Annotated in this window: 15 protein-coding genes and 1 riboswitch; of the genes, 5 read left to right on the top strand and 10 right to left on the bottom strand. The window is 62.9% G+C overall.

All coding sequences use genetic code 11. The features are described 5' to 3' along the window. Window positions 1-2: 2 nt before the first annotated feature. The 8 genes from nusA to ABEA02_RS05690 all read right to left on the bottom strand — a co-directional run bounded on the left by nusA (window position 3) and on the right by ABEA02_RS05690 (window position 7,801). On the bottom strand, window positions 3-1,487 hold the full coding sequence (nusA, locus tag ABEA02_RS05725; RefSeq protein WP_345531902.1) for a transcription termination factor NusA: 1,485 nt from the start codon (window positions 1,485-1,487) through the stop codon (window positions 3-5). Between the two features lie 38 nt (window positions 1,488-1,525). Continuing rightward, a complete protein-coding gene (rimP, locus tag ABEA02_RS05720; RefSeq protein WP_345531901.1) occupies window positions 1,526-1,957 on the bottom strand; it encodes a ribosome maturation factor RimP in 432 nt (143 codons plus the stop codon). 313 nt (window positions 1,958-2,270) lie between these two features. Next, the gene (gene rluB, locus ABEA02_RS05715) at window positions 2,271-3,629 is read right to left on the bottom strand and encodes a 23S rRNA pseudouridine(2605) synthase RluB (RefSeq protein ID WP_345531900.1); all 1,359 of its coding nucleotides are present in this window, start codon (window positions 3,627-3,629) and stop codon (window positions 2,271-2,273) included. Beyond that, entirely contained in the window at window positions 3,571-4,146 is a 576-nt protein-coding gene (gene scpB, locus ABEA02_RS05710) for an SMC-Scp complex subunit ScpB (protein WP_345531899.1), read from the bottom strand. Before scpB ends, rluB begins: the two co-directional genes overlap by 59 nt. 70 nt (window positions 4,147-4,216) lie before the next feature. Continuing rightward, on the bottom strand, window positions 4,217-5,047 hold the full coding sequence (locus tag ABEA02_RS05705; protein WP_345531898.1) for a segregation and condensation protein A: 831 nt from the start codon (window positions 5,045-5,047) through the stop codon (window positions 4,217-4,219). Between the two features lie 23 nt (window positions 5,048-5,070). Further along, complete coding sequence (locus tag ABEA02_RS05700; RefSeq protein WP_345531897.1) at window positions 5,071-6,273, bottom strand: tryptophan--tRNA ligase; 1,203 nt, start codon at window positions 6,271-6,273, stop codon at window positions 5,071-5,073. Between the two features lie 65 nt (window positions 6,274-6,338). Then, entirely contained in the window at window positions 6,339-6,962 is a 624-nt protein-coding gene (locus ABEA02_RS05695; RefSeq protein ID WP_345531896.1) for an L-threonylcarbamoyladenylate synthase, read from the bottom strand. A 2-nt stretch (window positions 6,963-6,964) separates the two neighbouring features. After that, window positions 6,965-7,801 carry a 3',5'-nucleoside bisphosphate phosphatase gene (locus ABEA02_RS05690; protein WP_345531895.1) on the bottom strand — a complete coding sequence of 279 codons (837 nt, stop codon included), beginning with the start codon at window positions 7,799-7,801 and terminating at the stop codon, window positions 6,965-6,967. 44 nt (window positions 7,802-7,845) lie between these two features. Here ABEA02_RS05690 and ABEA02_RS05685 point away from each other — a divergent pair, with 44 nt between their 5' ends. The 5 genes from ABEA02_RS05685 (at window position 7,846) to gcvP (ending at window position 13,862) form a co-directional block, all read left to right on the top strand. Continuing rightward, on the top strand, window positions 7,846-8,691 hold the full coding sequence (locus ABEA02_RS05685) for a CPBP family intramembrane glutamic endopeptidase (protein ID WP_345531894.1): 846 nt from the start codon (window positions 7,846-7,848) through the stop codon (window positions 8,689-8,691). A gap of 54 nt (window positions 8,692-8,745) precedes the next feature. After that, a riboswitch (glycine riboswitch) is annotated at window positions 8,746-8,832 on the top strand. A gap of 229 nt (window positions 8,833-9,061) precedes the next feature. Next, the gene (gene gcvT, locus ABEA02_RS05680; RefSeq protein WP_345531893.1) at window positions 9,062-10,147 is read left to right on the top strand and encodes a glycine cleavage system aminomethyltransferase GcvT; all 1,086 of its coding nucleotides are present in this window, start codon (window positions 9,062-9,064) and stop codon (window positions 10,145-10,147) included. 48 nt (window positions 10,148-10,195) lie between these two features. Continuing rightward, window positions 10,196-10,579 carry a glycine cleavage system protein GcvH gene (gene gcvH / locus ABEA02_RS05675; protein ID WP_345531892.1) on the top strand — a complete coding sequence of 128 codons (384 nt, stop codon included), beginning with the start codon at window positions 10,196-10,198 and terminating at the stop codon, window positions 10,577-10,579. Between the two features lie 8 nt (window positions 10,580-10,587). Then, window positions 10,588-10,767: a hypothetical protein gene (locus tag ABEA02_RS05670; RefSeq protein WP_345531891.1), complete on the top strand. Its 180-nt coding sequence runs from the start codon at window positions 10,588-10,590 to the stop codon at window positions 10,765-10,767. Between the two features lie 173 nt (window positions 10,768-10,940). After that, window positions 10,941-13,862 (top strand): aminomethyl-transferring glycine dehydrogenase, encoded by a 2,922-nt coding sequence (gcvP, locus tag ABEA02_RS05665; protein WP_345531890.1) that lies wholly within the window; start codon window positions 10,941-10,943, stop codon window positions 13,860-13,862. A gap of 723 nt (window positions 13,863-14,585) precedes the next feature. Here the strand turns inward: gcvP and ABEA02_RS05660 are convergent. Next, on the bottom strand, window positions 14,586-16,205 hold the full coding sequence (locus ABEA02_RS05660; protein ID WP_345531889.1) for a histidine-type phosphatase: 1,620 nt from the start codon (window positions 16,203-16,205) through the stop codon (window positions 14,586-14,588). Between the two features lie 555 nt (window positions 16,206-16,760). Then, entirely contained in the window at window positions 16,761-17,363 is a 603-nt protein-coding gene (locus ABEA02_RS05650; RefSeq protein ID WP_345531888.1) for a TetR/AcrR family transcriptional regulator, read from the bottom strand. Window positions 17,364-17,444: the final 81 nt, after the last annotated feature.

Raw genomic sequence — 17,444 nt, 5'->3', positions numbered from 1 at the left:
TCTTACTCCCCCGCTTGCTCGAACCAGTGCGCGCGCGCCTTGGTAATCAGATCCTTGGCACGGGCATCTTCGAGCCCTGCCATTTCAACCAGCTCGTCAACCGCGAGGTCGGCGAGATCATCCCGTGTCTTGATGCCCTGTGCAGCCAGCTTGGCCGCGAGGGTCTTGTCCATGCCCTCAAGCACCAGCAGCGCTTCTTCCACGCCTTCCAGTTGCTCTTCATTGACGATGGCTTCCGTCAGCAGCACGTTACGCGCACGCTGACGCAACTCGTTGACCGTGTCTTCATCGAACGCTTCGATTTCCAGCATCTCGGCGATGGGCACGTAGGCAATTTCCTCCAGCGACGAGAAGCCTTCCTCGATGAGGATGTCGGCGACCTCTTCGTCGACGTCCAGCTTTTCGCAGAACAGGCTGCGCAGGCGACCCTGTTCCTGCTCGCTGCGTTCCGCGGCTGCGCTCTCGGTCATCAGATTGATGTTCCAACCGGTCAGTTCGGACGCCAGCTTGACGTTCTGACCGCCACGACCGATGGCCATGGCGAGGTTACCTTCATCGACCACCACGTCCATGGTGTGCGTCTCTTCATCCACGACAATAGAGCTCACTTCGGCAGGAGCGAGAGCACCAATCACGAACTGTGCGGCATCAGCGGACCACAGCACGATGTCGACGTTCTCACCCCCCAGCTCGTTACGCACTGCGGTAACGCGGGAACCGCGCAGACCGACGCAAGTCCCAATTGGATCAATGCGTGCATCATTGGCTTTCACCGCAATCTTGGCGCGCAGACCAGGGTCGCGAGCCGCCGCCTTGATTTCCAGCAGGCCATCTTCGATTTCCGGCACTTCGAGTTCGAAGAGCTTGGAGATGAAATCGGGTGCGCTGCGCGACAGGATCAGTTGCGGACCACGAGCGTTGCGATCAATGCGCAGCAGGTAGGCGCGCACGCGGTCACCGACCCGCAGGTTCTCCTTGGGGATCTGCTGGTCACGCGGCAAGACAGCTTCGAGGCGGCCGGCTTCGATGATGGCGTTGCCACGTTCGATGCGCTTGACCGAGCCCGTCACTAGGTGTTCGCCACGCTCCAGGAAGTCGTTGAGGATCTGCTCGCGCTCGGCGTCGCGGATCTTCTGCAGGATGACCTGCTTGGCAGCCTGGGCACCGATACGACCGAAATCGATGGGCTCCAGTGGTTCTTCGATGAAATCGCCGATCTGGATTTCCGGATCTTCTTCACGCGCATCTATGATGCCCATCTGTGCTTCGTCATTCTCGACTTCAGCATCCAGCATCACGACCCAACGACGGAACGACTCATATTCGCCTGTTTCGCGGTTGATCGACACGCGCACATCGGCGTCGTCATGGATACGCTTCTTGGTGGCGGAGGCCAAAGCCATTTCCAGCGCGATGAACACGGTCTCTTTGGCCACGTTCTTTTCACGCGACAACGCATCCACAAGCAGCAGCACTTCGCGGCTCATTGCTTAATCCTCTCTCGCAGGCACTGAATCAACAAAGTTCAATCAAACTTGGGCACCAGACGCGCCTTCTCGATATCCACGAGATCAAACGCCTGTTCCCCTTTTTCGGTTTTCACGACGACCTTGCCATCGCGCACGCCCAGCAGCTCGCCGGCAAAATTGCGCTGGTTGGCAATCGGCAAGCGGATGCGGACCTGCACGTCCTGACCTGCAAAGCGCTCGAAATCTCCCGCCTTCTTGAGCGGACGATCGAGGCCGGGCGATGAAATCTCGAGGCGATCGTAATCGATGCCCTCAACTTCAAATACACGCTGCAGGTGATGACTTACCGTCGCGCAGTCATCCACCGTAATGCCACGTTCGATATCGATAAACACGCGCAGCAGCCTCGCCTTGGGCGACATTTCCAGGTCAACCAGTTCGAAACCGAGACCGCTCACGGCCTCATCCACAACGCGAAAAAGATCCATCGACACCGAACCCGCACCGACTCGCCTTCACGAATCGACGACACAAATAAAAAATGGGCGAAACGCCCATCCCCGGATCAAACTACGACCCATGCAACCGGAAAGACTCGCCAGCACCGGTTTCAACCGCTGGCAAACCGCGCCAGCTCAAGCTGAAAGTGCCGAGCGAAACAACCGCCAGACTATAGCATGCTGCCCTGCCGCAGTAAATGCGACGAACAGAACAATTAGCGGGAACGGGGCCGCTCAAGGCTGGAAGCCGGGCGATCTCACCCTGCTCCCGCCTGCCGCGCCGCGCGCCGCCCCCGACGGCTCAGATCTCGCCCGCAGGCGCTGGCGCCTTCGGCTTGCGGCGATTGCCGCCACGCCGACGATTGCCCCGGCGCTGCCCGGCTGGTTTGCCAGCTTCGCCCGGAGCAACAGCAGGCGCCCCCTCCTGGGTTGGCAAGCTAGCCAGATCGACTCCTGGTGCGATCTGCTGTGCCGCCTGGCGCGGCCCCGGCGCTTTGCCGCCACGACGGTTACGACTACGACGAGACGGACTACCCGCGCCGGGCTTGCTGGCGCGGGCGCCTTCCTTGCCAACCAACGCCTTGACCATCTCGGGCACCATGTCTTCGAACATGCCGCGCTTGAGGCGCGGCGGCAAGGCCACCGGGCCGTAGCGCACGCGCATGAGGCGGCTGACCGTCAGGCCCAGCGCTTCGAACATGCGGCGCACTTCACGGTTACGCCCTTCGGAAATGGAAACGCGATACCACTTGTTGGCACCTTCGCCACCGTCTTCGCGGACCATGTTGAACTTGGCGGGGCCATCTTCGAGCTCGATACCCGTGGTCAGCGTCTTGCGCTGCTCTTCGTTCAGCTCGCCAAGAATACGCACAGCGTATTCGCGATCGAAGTTGTAGCGCGGGTGCATCAGCTTGTTGGCCAGGTCACCGTTGTCCGTGAACAGCAGCAGGCCGCTGGTATTGAAGTCGAGGCGACCTATCGCGATCCAGCGGCCGCGACGCAACGTCGGCAAACGATCGAACACACTGGGACGACCTTCAGGGTCGTCCTTCGAGACGATCTCGCCGTCAGGCTTGTGATAGATCAGCACGCGCGGGGCGCGCTCGGCAAAGCGCACGTTGATGAGCTTGCCATTGACTTTGACGCGGTCGCCCTGAGAGATCTTCTGGCCGAGGAAACTGGGCAGGCCGTTGACGCTTACACGGCCCGCAACGATCCACTCCTCGACTTCGCGGCGCGATGCATACCCGGCTGCAGCCAGCACCTTCTGAATGCGCTCACCGTCTTCCAGCAACTCACCTGAAGCCTTGCCGCGCCCACCAGGACGCCCACCACGGCGTTCGCCGCCGCCCAGTTCAGGCTTGGCATTGGCGTGCAGATTGCCGCCCTTACGACCGAGGAAGGCCAGCTGGCTATCGTCTTCGTGCTCGTCATGCTCTTCGTCGTCATAGGCGCGCTCGCCGCCATACGCCGGGAAGTCATCATCGTCGTAATCGGGACCGGAGTAGTCCGGCACGGGGGCCGGAGCAACTTCTGCGACGTTGCCATTGCGTCGATTACGACGCGGCGATGCGCCTTCCGGCACGGCACTGGCAGCCCCGTCAGCTGCCTTCCGGGGGCTCCGGCGCGTCGGGCGACGCGTGTTCTGCGGGTTCGACAAGATCGAGAACTCCTTCGATGTCGGAAAGGGAAGACAAAGGCGGCAGCTCAGTCAGGCTGCGCAGGCCGAGGTCGTCCAAAAACTTGCGGGTAGTTGCGTAGAGGGCCGGGCGTCCCGGCGTATCGCGGTGACCAATGGTGTCGATCCAACCGCGCGTTTCGAGCAACTTGATGATGTTTGCTGAAACGGCCACGCCGCGAATTTCTTCAATATCGCCACGCGTGACTGGCTGACGATACACGATGATGGCCAAGGTTTCCAGTACTGCACGTGAATATCGGGGCGCCCGCGTCTGCCTTAGCCGCTCCAGGTAAGGCTGCAGGGCTTCACGGGTCTGAAAGCGCCAGCCCGAAGCCAGGCGCTTGAGTTCTACCGAACGCCCCTGCCAGCTCTGCTGCAGCTCGGCAAGCAAGCGGCCAATCAGTTCAGCCCCGAGATCCGGCTCGAACAGGCGGCGCAGATCGGTATTGGACAACGGCTCGTCGGCGGACAGCAAGGCGGCTTCAAGCACCTGCAAGGCCAGCGCGACGTCGGTCGTAGCCGCCTCCCCCGGAGACGGCGCCTCAATCTCGCTCTCCGCTATTCCTTCAGGCTGCGAGGGGTTCGGGCTCGGTTCCATGTTCGGGCAGGCGGACGTAAAGCATTTCCATCGGGGCGTTCTGCGTAATCTGTACCAGTCGCTCCTTGACAAGCTCCAGCACCGCCAGAAACCCGACGATGAGACTGGAGATACCGTGGCTCATGTCGAACAGGGCGGTGAATTCGACGTAGTCGTTACCCTGCAGGCGGCGCAGGATCTCGGTCATGTACTCACGTACGGACAAGGTTTCGCGGCCGATGTGGTGATGCGAATTAAGGCGCGCACGCTGCAACAAGCCCAGCCATGCACTCTGAAGATCGGCGAGGTTTACGTCCGGCATTCGCTCCACTGCAGCGATTGCAATCTGCACCGCCGTCCACTCGTAATCCCGCTCGACCCGCGGCAAGGTATCAAGCACCTGCGAAGCACGCTTGATCTGCTCGTACTCAACAAGCCGGCGCACCAGCTCGGCGCGCGGATCTTCTTCCACCGTCTCGTCTTCGCGAGGCGGCTTGGGCAGCAACATGCGCGACTTGATGTCGAGCAGCATCGCCGCCATCAATAGATACTCTCCCGCCAGCTCGAGGTTGGAGGCACGCATCGCATCGATGTACTCGAGATACTGTGCCGTCAGCGGCGCCATCGGAATATCGAGGATGTCGAGATTCGCGCGCCGCACGAGGTAGAGCAACAGGTCGAGCGGCCCTTCAAAGGTTTCGAGAAAAACCTCCAACGCGTCGGGCGGAATGTAGAGATCCTGCGGCAGCGCCATCAGCGGCTCGCCGTGGATCTTCGCGTGAAAGCGCAGATCCAGGGCGGGAGTTGCTGTGTCAGCCATGCCACTCACTTGTCCGCAGCGCCTCAGCTGTAAGCCAGCCCCATCGCCGCACGCACATCCTGCATGGTCTGCTCGGCGACGACGCGCGCGCGTTCGTTGCCGTGCTCGACGACCTCGCGCACGCGCTTGGGGTTGGCCACATATTGCAAGGCGCGTTCGTGCATCGGCGCCTGCTCGGCAAGCATGGCGTCGATGACAGGCTGCTTGCATTCGAGGCAGCCGATGCCGGCGGAGCGGCAACCGGCCTGCACCCATTCGCGCGTTTCGGGCGTGGAATAGACCTGGTGGAACTGCCACACCGGGCAACGCTCAGGCTCGCCCGGGTCGGTGCGGCGCACGCGCTGCGTGTCGGTCGGCATGGTCTTGATCTTCCTGGTCAGCGCCTCGGGCTCTTCACGCATCATGATGGTGTTGCCGTAGGACTTGGACATCTTCTGGCCGTCCAGACCCACCACGCGTGAAGCTTCGGTCAGCAGCGCGCCCGGCTCGGTGAGGATGCGCTTGCTGCTGCCGTCGATGTAGCCGAGAAGGCGTTCGCGGTCCGCATTCGACAGGCTCGCCGAATCGGAAACGAGGGCACGGCCCTGCTCCAGAGCAGCCTTGTCACCGTCCTGCTGGTAACGCGTGCGCAAATCAAAGAATTGCTTGTCGCGCTTGCCGCCGAGCTTCTTGGCGGCGGCCCTGGCCTTCTCTTCAAAGTCCGGCTCGCGGCCAAAGATGTGGTTGAAGCGGCGCGCCACTTCGCGCGTCAGCTCGATGTGGGGCACCTGGTCTTCGCCGACCGGCACGTGGTTGGCCTGGTAGAGCAGGATGTCGGCACTCTGCAGCAACGGATAACCGAGGAAACCATAGGTCGCGAGGTCCTTGCCCGACAGCTTCTCCTGCTGGTCCTTGTAGGTCGGCACACGCTCCAGCCAGCCCAGCGGCGTGATCATCGACAGCAGCACATGCAGCTCGGCATGCTGCGGCAGGCGCGACTGCAGGAAGATGGTCGACTTCTCGGGGTCCACCCCGGCGGCGAGCCAGTCGATGACCATGTCCCACACACTGCTGCCGATCACGCTCACGTCATCGTAAGCGGTGGTCAGGGCGTGCCAGTCGGCGACGAAGAAGAAGCACTCCTTGTCCTGCTGCAAACGCACCCAGTTCGTCAGGGCGCCGTGATAGTGGCCGATGTGCAGGCGCCCGGTGGGGCGCATGCCGGAGAGGACTCGTTCTGCGTGCATGTTGTAATGGGTACGGGATAAAGGTTTGCAGGCGGCGATTCTACTTGATGGGGCCGCCCCGGTTGTCACAGCCCCAGCGGGCCTAGCGGGCCGCAGCCTTCGCGGATCAGCTCGGGCCCGCCGCTGCTGAGGTCCACGACAGTCGTAGGCGCCATGCCGCACGCGCCGCCATCAATCACGAGGTCAAGCTGACGCTCCAGCCGATCGCGGATGTCCTCGGCGTCGTTGAGCGGCACGTCTTCGTCCGGCAACAGCAAAGTCGAAGAAATCACCGGTTCGCCCAGATCTTCTAGCAGCGCCAGCACGATGGCGTGATCAGGAATGCGCAGGCCGATGGTCTTGCGCTTGGGGTGCAGCAGGCGACGCGGCACTTCTTTCGTGCCTTCGAGGATGAAGGTGTAGGCCCCCGGCGTGGTGGCTTTCAGCAGACGGAACTGGGCGTTGTCGACACGTGCGTACGTTGCAATCTCGGACAAGTCACGGCACATCAGCGTGAAGTGGTGGCGTTCATCTACGCCACGTATCCGCCGGATGCGATCGAGCACCGCCGCGTCGCCAATATGGCCGACCAGCGAATAAGCCGCGTCGGTCGGCATGGCGATCAGCCCGCCGTCGCGCAGGATGCTCGCAGCCTGACGCACAAGGCGCAGCTGCGGATGCTCGGGGTGTATCTCGAAGAACTGGGACACAGCTACACCAAGCGATCCCAGACCGGCTTCAGATCCGGCGGCAGCGGCGGCGCACGACCGATATCCAGCGGGCTCTCGCCCGGGCCGTGGAAGTCCGTCGCGCGCGAGGCGAGGAAGCCATAGCGACGCGCAACCGTCGCGTATTCCGAAGTCATCTGCGGCGTGTGCGCGCTGGTCACGACTTCAACGGCTTCGCCCCCGAGATCGGCAAACATGCCGAACAAGGCCCCCATCTCGGCCTTGCTCAATCGATAACGCCCCGGGTGCGCGATGACGGCAACGCCACCTGCGGCGTGAATCCACTCCACCGCATCCGTCAGCGTGGCCCATTCGTGGTCGACAAAGCCGGGCTTGCCGCGCACGAGGTAGTTGTCGAACACGGACGCCGTGTCACGCGCAATGCCGATCTCGACGAGGTAGCGCGCAAAGTGCGCACGCCCTACCAGCGCCGGGTTGCCGGCATACTTCAGCGCGCCTTCGTAGGCCCCGCGAATACCGATTTTCGCCAACTCGTCAGCCATGCGCAGGGCGCGGTTGTCGCGGCCGCCCCGCACACGCGCCAGCCCCTCGACGAGGCGAGGTTCGGTCGCGCGGATACCCAGCCCGACGATGTGCACGGACTGGTCGCAATACGACACCGAGACTTCCACACCATCGACGAAGCGCACACCCAGCGCATTGGCCGTGATGCGGGCCTCGGGCAGGCCAGCCAGCTCGTCATGGTCGGTCAGCGCGAGCAGTTGCACTCCGTTCCGGGCGGCACGCTGCACCAGCGCCGTCGGGCTCAGCAGCCCATCTGACGCCGTGGAATGACAATGCAGATCAACGTTTTCAAACATCCCTGAAGTTTAGCAGCCGGGGCCGCTTGTTATGCTCGCCAGAAATGGAAGCACTGCCGCCCCTGCCCGCCCTGCTGAGTTTCGTGGCCCTGTTCGCCGCGATGGCGACACGCCTCGTCTTGCCCGGCAAGCCGGGCGCCATCGCTGTCGCAGTACTGTGCGCACTGATGCTGCTGGCTGGCATCGGCACCCTGTTCGACCAGCGCGCTGCCCTGCCGCTGGGCATCGCAATCGCATTGCCCGTCCTCCACTGGCGGGCCGCAAACCCGTTCCACGCAAGGCTTTGGCTGCTGGCCGCCATCGTCTGGTGCGTCGCTGCGATGCTGCACCTGTGGCCCGGTTTCATGCCTCTGCAGTGGACCGCAGATTTCGGTCGCCACGGGCAGCCCCTGAACTGGCATCTCGATAAAGGCCTGGCCGGGTTGCTGCTCCTCATGGTCTGGCGTCGCCAGAACGCCCCGCCGCGCCCGGCACCGGAATACCTGCTCCTGCCCTGCGGCACGCTCCTCATCGCACTGCTCGCCATGACGCTTGGCCTCGCCACGCCCGACCCGCGCTGGCTGCCGCTCATGCCCGTCTGGTTCATCGGCAACCTCTTCCTGACCGTGGTTGCCGAAGAGGCTCTGTTCCGCGGCCTGCTGCAGGGCGCTCTGGCCGAGGCATTGTCGGCACGCCTGCGCAACGGAGCACAACTGGCCATCACGATCGCGGCGCTGCTTTTCGGGATGGTGCATCTGCACTGGGGCTGGCGTTTCGCCTTGCTCGCCACGCTGGCGGGCGGCCTGTATGGCTGGTTTGCGGGACATCCGCCGCGCCTGGGGCGGGCTATCGCCGCACACGGGCTCACCAACGCCATGCTGTTGATTTGCATGGACTCACCGCTCGGATGACGACCCGCCCCAGCACGTCCGGCTTGAGTATTCAGGCACGCTTCGGTAACGTGCACCCCTTGTTCGGGAGACGGTTCTTCACTGAACGGCCGAAGGCGCAACCCCCCGGGAACGCTCAGGCAAAAGGACCGGACAAGGAAGATCAAATCTGGAGAGCGATGCCGCATTGAGGGCATCCACCGAAGGGGCACTGGAAGCTGCGCTTCCAAATCTCTCAGGTACCAAGGACAGATGGGGGCCGCACTCACACGAGGAGTCCGGCCCCATTTTTATTTCTGTCGCGCAGAGACACTCTTCGCTCCCCTCGCCCGCTGGCGGGAGAGGGGCTGGGGGAGAGGGCCTCTGAATGAGCTTCAACCCGGAGAGACCCTTGTCCAAACAGACCCCGCTGTACGCCACCCACCTCGCCGCCGGCGCCAAGATCGTCGACTTCGCAGGCTGGGACATGCCGATCCACTACGGCTCACAGCTTGAAGAGCACAAGATCGTGCGCGCCGATGCCGGCATGTTCGACGTCTCGCACATGCTGCCGGTCGACATTGAAGGTGCTGGCGCCACCGACTTCCTGCGCCGCCTGCTCGCCAACGACGTGGCCAAGCTCACCGAGCCGGGCAAGGCGCTCTACTCCTGCATGCTCAACGAAGAAGGTGGCGTCGTCGACGACCTCATCACCTACTTCTTCCGTCCCGACTTCTACCGCATCGTCGTCAATGCCGGCACCGCCGACAAGGACGTTGCCTGGATGCGCAAGCAGGCTGCCAGCATGCCGGGCGGCGGCAACGTCACCATTACCCCGCGCCGCGACTACGCCATCATCGCCGTGCAGGGCCCCAACGCGAAGACCAAGGTATGGGCCGCCCTGCCCGGCTCGCAAGCCGTGTCGGAACCGCTCAAGTACTTCCAGGCCGCGATCTGGAATGACTTCACCCTGTGCGCCACCGGCTATACCGGCGAACAGGGTTTCGAAATCATCCTGCCCGCACCCAAGGCCGTCGAAGTGTGGAACGCGCTGGCCGCTCAGGGCGTCAAGCCCATCGGCCTCGGCGCACGCGACACCCTGCGGCTCGAAGCCGGCATGAACCTCTACGGTTCCGACATGGACGACACAACCCACCCCATCGAATCGGGCCTGGGCTGGACCATCGACATGAAGACCGACCGCAGCTTCGTCGGCCGCGCTGCACTCGAAGCCAAGCCTGCGCAAAAGACCCTCGTCGGCATCGTGCTCGAAGACCGTGGCGTTTTGCGTAGCCATATGCAGGTCTTCACTGCACAGGGCGAAGGCGAGACGACCAGCGGCAGCTTCGCGCCCAGCATGAATGCCTCCATCGCCTTCGCCCGCGTGCCACTCGGCGTTAATGTCGGCGACACGGTTGAGGTCGATATCCGTGGCAAGCGCCTCAAGGCGCGTGTCGTCAAAATGCCTTTCGTGCGAAACGGCAAGGTTCTGGTTTAAGCATCACCCTGCATCCATTCAAACAGACATTCTCCCAAGGAGCCTGACATGAGTTTCCCGACCAACCTGCGCTACACCGCCTCCCACGAATGGATCCGCAAGGAGCCGGATAACACCCTCACGGTCGGCATTACCGACCACGCACAGAACGCACTGGGCGACATCGTCTTCCTCGAACTGCCGGAAGCCGGCCGCATCGTGAAGGCTGGTGAAGAAGTCGCCGTGGTCGAGTCCGTCAAGGCCGCGTCCGACATCTACGCACCTGTTGCCGGTGAAATCATCGAGAGCAACAGCGCCACCACCGACGCGCCCGAGAGCGTCAACACCGACGCCTACGGGGCTTGGCTGTTCAAGATCAAGCCCGCAAACCTCGACGACGTCGATGCCCTCCTCGACGCCGCCGGTTACAAGGCAGCAGTCGACGCCGAGTAAGACGCGTCGTGGCCCGCAAGGAGCGCGACCCCGTGCAGGAGCTCATCCGCTACGCGCTTGTCGCGGGCGGCATGGTGTTCCTGGTGCTCATGCTCACGCGGGGCAAGTGGCTCATGGGTGGGCTGGCGGCCATCTGGCTGCTGGCGATATTCGTACGCTTGAAACGAGCAAACCGCGATACGCGCTGAACACACCGTCATTCCCGCGAAGGCGGGAATCCAGTGACTTTACGAACGCACGACAACGTCGCTGGATCCCCGCATTCGCGAGGATGACGACAGATATTTGAGGCGCTTTGCGCCTTTGCACTTCACGACCGGTGGGTTGCTTCGCGAACCCACCCTACGCAGGACTCATTGCCATGACGCAACCCCTCTCCTCCCTCGAACAACGCGACGCCTTCATCGCCCGCCACATCGGTTCCGAAGCGCCCGAAATCGCCGCAATGCTTGCCGCCATCGGCGCCCCCAGCGTTGACGCGCTGATTGAGCAGACCGTGCCTGCCGCGATCCGCCTCGCGCAGCCGCTTCCCATCGCCGATGCCTCGCCCGAGCACGTCGCGCTCGCCGAATTGAAGACCATTGCGGCTAAGAACCAGATCAAGCGCTCGCTGATCGGCATGGGTTACTACGACACGCTGACGCCCGGCGTCATCCTGCGCAACGTGATGGAGAACCCCGGCTGGTACACCGCCTACACGCCCTACCAGGCCGAGATCGCGCAGGGCCGCCTCGAAGCCCTGCTCAACTGGCAACAGATGGTCGTCGACCTCACCGGCATGACGCTGGCCAACGCCTCGCTGCTCGACGAAGCCACCGCCGCTGCCGAAGCCATGACCATGGCGCGCCGCGTATCCAAGTCCAAGTCGAACGTCTTCTTCGTCGACGCCGCCTGCTTCCCGCAGACTATCGACGTGGTGAGGACCCGCGCCGAATACTTCGGCTACGAACTGCTCATCGCCCCGGCCGCACAGGCAGCGGATCAGGACAGCTTCGGCGTACTGCTGCAATACCCGAATGTCACAGGCGAGATCGCCGACTACAGCGCGCTGATCGCCGCCGCCAAGGCACGCGGCGCCTGTGTCGCCGTCGCCACCGACCTGATGGCCCTGGTGCTGCTCAAGAGCCCCGGCGAGATGGGGGCCGACATCGCCTTTGGCTCCGGCCAGCGCTTCGGTGTGCCCATGGGCTTCGGCGGCCCGCACGCTGCCTTCTTCGCCACGCACGAATCGAATGCCCGCAGCATGGCTGGGCGCATCATCGGTGTGTCGAAAGACGTCGCCGGCAAGACAGCCCTGCGCATGGCCCTGCAGACGCGCGAGCAACACATCCGCCGCGAGAAAGCCAACTCCAACATCTGTACCTCGCAAGTGCTGCTCGCCAACATGGCCGGCATGTACGCGGTGTACCACGGCCCCGCTGGCCTCAAGACCATCGCTTCGCGCATCCATCGCCTTGCCGCCATCTTCGCCGCCGGCCTCAAGAGCGCCGGCTTCGCGCTGAAGACCACGCACTTCTTCGACACCCTGGACATCGCAACCGAGGCAAAGACAGCCGCCATCCTGCAAGCCGCACTCGCAGCGGGCTACAACCTGCGCCAGGTCTCCGCCACGACTCTGGGCGTGAGCTTCGACGAGACCACCACGCGCGAAGACGTCGCCGCGCTGCTGGCCGTTTTTGCAGGTCGGGCTTCAGCCCGACACGATGGCAGCGATGTCGGGCTGAAGCCCGACCTACAGGAAATCGCCGCGCTTGATGCAGCGCAGCCCACAGCGATCCCTGCAGAGCTCGCACGCACCAGCGCCATCCTCAGCCACCCCGTGTTCAACGCGCATCACACCGAGCACGAGATGCTGCGCTACCTCAAGCGCCTGCAGAACCGCGACCTCGCACTCGATCACTCGATGATCTCGCTGGGTAGCTGCACGATGAAGCTCAACGCCACCAGCGAAATGATCCCCGTCACCTGGCCCGAGTTCGGCCGCATGCACCCCTTCGCGCCGCGCGATCAGGCTGTCGGTTATCTCGAAATGATCGAAGGTCTCGCCGAGTACCTGCGTGCCGTCACCGGCTTCCCCGCCATTTGCATGCAGCCCAACTCCGGCGCGCAGGGCGAATACGCAGGTCTCGTCGCCATCCGCCGCTATCACGCTGCACGTGGCGACGCGCATCGCGACATCTGCCTCATCCCCAAGTCCGCACACGGCACCAACCCTGCCACCGCGCAGATGTGCGGCCTCGAAGTTGTCGTCGTCAACTGCGATGACAGCGGCAACGTCGAGGTCAGCGACCTCAAGGCCAAGATCGAGCAGTACAAGGACCGCCTCGCCGCGCTGATGATCACCTACCCCTCCACGCACGGCGTGTTCGAAGAGGCGGTCAAGGAAATCTGCGCGCTGGTGCACGCCGCTGGCGGCCAGGTCTACATGGACGGCGCCAACCTCAACGCTCAGGTCGGCCTCACCTCACCCGCCACCATCGGCGCCGACGTGAGCCACATGAACCTGCACAAGACCTTCTGCATCCCCCACGGCGGCGGCGGACCCGGCATGGGCCCCATCGGTCTCGCCGCGCACCTCGCGCCCTTCATGGCCGACCACGCAGTGGCTGCCACTGGCGCCGAAGGTCGTTCGCACGCCGGGCAAGGCGCCGTGTCAGCCGCGCCGTTTGGTTCCGCCAGCATCCTGCCGATCAGCTGGATGTACATCCGCATGATGGGCGGCAAGGGCCTCAAGCGCGCCACCGAGATCGCCATCCTCAACGCCAACTACATCGCCAGCCAGCTGGGCGCGCATTACCCCGTGCTCTACACCGGCACGCACGGCCGCGTTGCGCACGAATGCATCCTCGACATCCGCCAGATCAAGGCCGCAACGGGCGTGACCGAAGTCGACATCGCCAAGCGCCTGATGGACTACGGCTTCCACGCCCCCACGATGAGCTTCCCCGTCGCCGGCACCATCATGGTCGAACCCACCGAGTCCGAACCCAAGGCCGAGCTCGACCGCTTCATCGCCGCGATGGTCAGCATCCGCGAAGAAATCCGCCGCATCGAAAATGGCGAGCTGCCCGCCGACAACAACCCGCTGAAGAACGCACCCCACACACAGGCCGATGTCATCAGCCGTGAGTGGGACAAGCCTTACAGCCGCGACGAAGCAGTGTTCCCGCTGCCCTACGTGCGCGACAACAAGTTCTGGCCGTCGGTGAATCGCATTGACGATGTGTATGGCGACCGGAATCTGTTCTGTGCCTGTGTGCCAATGGATGCTTACGAAAGCTAAGCAGCGGCACCAGGATTTAATGCAACTGAAGTTGATGCACAAAGGCCACGCAATGCGTGGCCTTTGTACTTTAAACAGCACCATTCGTGCCGCGCTCACCAGCAGGTAGGGTGCGCACCGCGCACGCGGAATCCACGCTCGCGCCAGCACGACGCCATTTCACTTGTCTAAGCCGTTGATGGATTGCTGGATGGTGCGCAATGCGCACCCTACGCTCTGTCCGCTGACACGGCAGATAGCCCGGATCATCCCTCCACCTCAACACCCTTATCCGCTGCTTCACAAAAGCGCAGACAGGACATACACGCCCGGATGCAGCATCCAGTCGGGCCATGCATCCCCTCCCGCGCAGTTGATCCCTTGGCAGCACACTGATCGCCGAGCTAGCCGGCACATGGATCGATGGCGTCGACCCACGTGCCGGTGAGCCGCATCAGGATGGGTAGTAGCAGGCTTTCAGCAGGTAGGGTGCGCACCGCGCACGCGGAATCCACGCTCGCGCCAGCACGACGCCATTTCACTTGTCTAAGCCGTTGATGGATTGCTGGATGGTGCGCAATGCGCACCCTACGCTCTGTCCGCTGACAAGGCAGATAGCCCGGATGCATCATCCAGTCGGGCCATGCATCCCCTCCCGCGCGGTCGATCCCTTGGCAGCACACTGGTCGCCGAGCTAGCCGGCACATGGATCGATGGCGTCGACCCACGTGCCGGTGAGCCGCATCAGGATGGGTAGTAGCAGGCTTTCAGCTTTGCAAAGTCGTAGTAGCGGCTGCCCGTTGTGTAACGTGCGCTGTCGCAGGCCGCCTTGAAGTCGGCTTCCTTCTCGTTGAAGAGCATGCGCACGAGCAGGGTTCCGCTGGTGTTGCGGAACACATCCCACTGAACGTTTGTCGCCATCGGCGAGACAGTTTCGCCGCGCCAGTCGCTGTTGTCGTAGCTGAAGGTCTGCGCCTTGGGAAGCGGTGTGCTGGCGCCGGGCAGGCCGACGATGGCCGCGAACGGAATCATCACCTCGGCATGCGTGAAGCGCAGGCGCGCAGCGCGGTCTGTTGTGCCAGCAGCGATATTGTCGACTTCGCTGAAGAAGTCTTTCAGCAGTGAGCCCGCCATCTTGTAAGTCAGCGTGCCGTACTCGCTTGCCGACGGCCCCTTGTTGTAGAAGTCATCGATGTCCTGCAGATAGGCAAACTGCGGCGCCTGCTCCAGAGGCATGTAGACGCTGAAGTCGACACCGGTCTCGTTCACGAGTCCCGGCGCGATGATGTAGAGCTCATAGATCAGCGCTGCCGCGTCGACCGAAGACTTGATCTTCGTCTTGCCGTCGCCGGTCAGCGTGTTGGTGAACAGGCCGTCAGCGCTGGTGTAGCTACGCGTGCTGTTGTTCGAGAAGCTGTAGGTGCCAGCGTCGATCTTGTCGAGGAAGTCGGTGCTGAACAGGCGCTCCAGAACCGCGCGGGCGGCCGTCTTGATGGCGGCCGTGGCGCGGACTGCGGCGATCTTTGTCGCAACCTCGGTGCCGTATCCCGTGCTGTCTGTCGCTGCGGCGAAGGCCTGGTAATCGATGCTGGCCATCAGCGTGGCGTAGTTGATGCTGCTGGTATCGCTGACCGGATCGGTACTGGCTTTGAGCTTGTGGAAGTAGAGCTGGAAGCGGTCAATGACGGGCGTGGTAACCAGTGCGCTGATGGCGGGCTTGTTGCTCGCCAAGGAGCCGGCGAAGAACTGCGAGCTGTCGACCGCGCGGTCCTGACCGGAGTTCATGATCTGGATCTGCCGCGTCCCCAGGTTGTTGAAGAGATCGGGCAGGCGCGTGAGCAGGCGCGCGGCCAGTTGCTTGTGCTCGTTGATGCCGACCTGGGTCAGGTTGCCATAGCCCGGCGTGCTGATGCCACTGACGCCATAACCCATGAGGAAGTTGGCCTTCATGATCTTCTCGACATCGGGCCCGAGTTTTTCGCCCAGTGCCGTAAGGGCGCCATCGGCCTTGGCCTTGGTCCACATGTTCAGCACGGCATCGTCGTATTTCATGCTCGACAGACCACGTGTGCCGTGGCGTGCGACCAGTTGTGTATAGATGGGGGAGAAGCCTGCCGGCGCGGAGCTGTAGCTGCCCGTCGCTTGCTGGGCTTGGTAGTTCGTTTTGGTCGCGTAGTAGCCAACGCGGCTGCTCGCGCTGGATGATGCGCTGGTGCTGGTGCCAGCACTGGACGTCGAGCTGGAGCTGGAAGAGCTGGACACAGAGCTGGCAGCGTTGCTTGTAGAGTCGGAACTTGTGCTGCCGCCTCCGCATGCCGAGAGGCTTAGCAGGCAGGCCAGAAAGGCCAAGTTTGTCGTGTTCATGATTTGAGTTGGTCCGGTGCCGCAAAAAGGCATGGACTCTATGGCGGCAATTTTGCCGTGTGATGACAGTCACCGAAGCACCAGGTCTTCGCCTCGAGGCCTGCTCGTTGCCCGTCGACAGCAACCCGCTCAAGCATGCCCTGCAAGCGCAGGCTGATGGCGTCAGTCGCGAAAGGGATCGCCCCTGGGTGTGATGTTGCAAGAGGTTGTTTGCGCGACTGATGGGCGTTGAGCGGCCGATGCCGTGGTGAGGGCGGTGGTAGTTGTAGTGATGCACCAGTGTTGCAGGAGGTCTGCACGCTGCCTGGAGTCTTCATACACAAAGCCGTAAGCCCACTCACGCAGTCAGGTAGGGTGCGCACCGCTCACGCGGAACCCACGCTTGCGCCAGCACGACGCCATGCTGGATGGTGCGCAATGCGCACCCTACGCTCTGAGAAGCGGCACCCGCCGTTGATGCACAAAGGCCACGCAATGCGTGGTCTTGGTACTTTGAAGCGCACCATTCGTGCCGCGCTCACAGGTCAACGCGGCTTGCGGGAGCGGTGCCCCACCTCAGTCGGGCGCGTAACCCCGCATGAACAGATCGACCGCGCGTGCGGCCATTTCGCGAACCTCGGCTTCGCTCAGCTCTTCACGCACTGCCAGCAGCCGCTCTTCGAAATGTTCGGCCTTGCACAGTGCCACCAGCTGTTTGGCGGCTATTTCGGGATCTGACTTGCGCAGCTCGCCCTTACCCATGGCGGTTGCGAGAAAACGTGAGGTTTCGTCCTGCCCCACTCGCGGCCCCTGCTCGTAGAACAACCGCCCGACTGACGACTTCCCGGCTTCGCCCACCAGGTAGCGGTGCGAATTGATGATCTCGTTGCTCGCTAGCAGCCTGATGAAGCGTTCGCTGAAGAGAAGGAGGTTCTCACGCACGCTGCGTCCGGCATCGAGGTCGCCGAAGGTGGTGCGCAGATGATTCTCCGCAACAGAGCGCACCACAGCCAGGAAAAGCTCTTCCTTGGAAGGGAAGTAACTGTAAAGCGTGGCCTTCGAGCCACCGACCCGCGCGGCGATCTCTGACATGGACGCAGCCTCGAAGCCGAACTCATCGAATACCCCACGAGCGACCTCAATAAAGGCCTGTCGTCGACTTTCTGTTTTCTGGCGCATGCAGTCCTTCTTTCTTTTTTGAACTCGTCTGTACAGTTTTGCTTGACAAGCCCGGAAAGTCAAACCTAAACTGAACCGTAC

It is taken from the genome of Viridibacterium curvum (assembly GCF_039544165.1).
In the GTDB taxonomy this organism is placed as follows: domain Bacteria; phylum Pseudomonadota; class Gammaproteobacteria; order Burkholderiales; family Rhodocyclaceae; genus Viridibacterium; species Viridibacterium curvum.
The sequence above is the reverse complement of the archived record's forward strand: the minus strand, read 5'-3'. Positions and strand labels throughout refer to the sequence as shown.

Coding starts and splice junctions, on each gene's coding strand:
- nusA (WP_345531902.1), bottom strand. CDS start 1,487: ATGAGCCGCGAAGTGCTGCTGCTTGTGGATGCGTTGTCGCGTGAAAAG.
- rimP (WP_345531901.1), bottom strand. CDS start 1,957: ATGGATCTTTTTCGCGTTGTGGATGAGGCCGTGAGCGGTCTCGGTTTC.
- ABEA02_RS05705 (WP_345531898.1), bottom strand. CDS start 5,047: ATGGCTGACACAGCAACTCCCGCCCTGGATCTGCGCTTTCACGCGAAG.
- ABEA02_RS05700 (WP_345531897.1), bottom strand. CDS start 6,273: ATGCACGCAGAACGAGTCCTCTCCGGCATGCGCCCCACCGGGCGCCTG.
- ABEA02_RS05690 (WP_345531895.1), bottom strand. CDS start 7,801: ATGTTTGAAAACGTTGATCTGCATTGTCATTCCACGGCGTCAGATGGG.
- ABEA02_RS05685 (WP_345531894.1), top strand. CDS start 7,846: ATGGAAGCACTGCCGCCCCTGCCCGCCCTGCTGAGTTTCGTGGCCCTG.
- gcvH (WP_345531892.1), top strand. CDS start 10,196: ATGAGTTTCCCGACCAACCTGCGCTACACCGCCTCCCACGAATGGATC.
- gcvP (WP_345531890.1), top strand. CDS start 10,941: ATGACGCAACCCCTCTCCTCCCTCGAACAACGCGACGCCTTCATCGCC.
- ABEA02_RS05660 (WP_345531889.1), bottom strand. CDS start 16,205: ATGAACACGACAAACTTGGCCTTTCTGGCCTGCCTGCTAAGCCTCTCG.
- ABEA02_RS05650 (WP_345531888.1), bottom strand. CDS start 17,363: ATGCGCCAGAAAACAGAAAGTCGACGACAGGCCTTTATTGAGGTCGCT.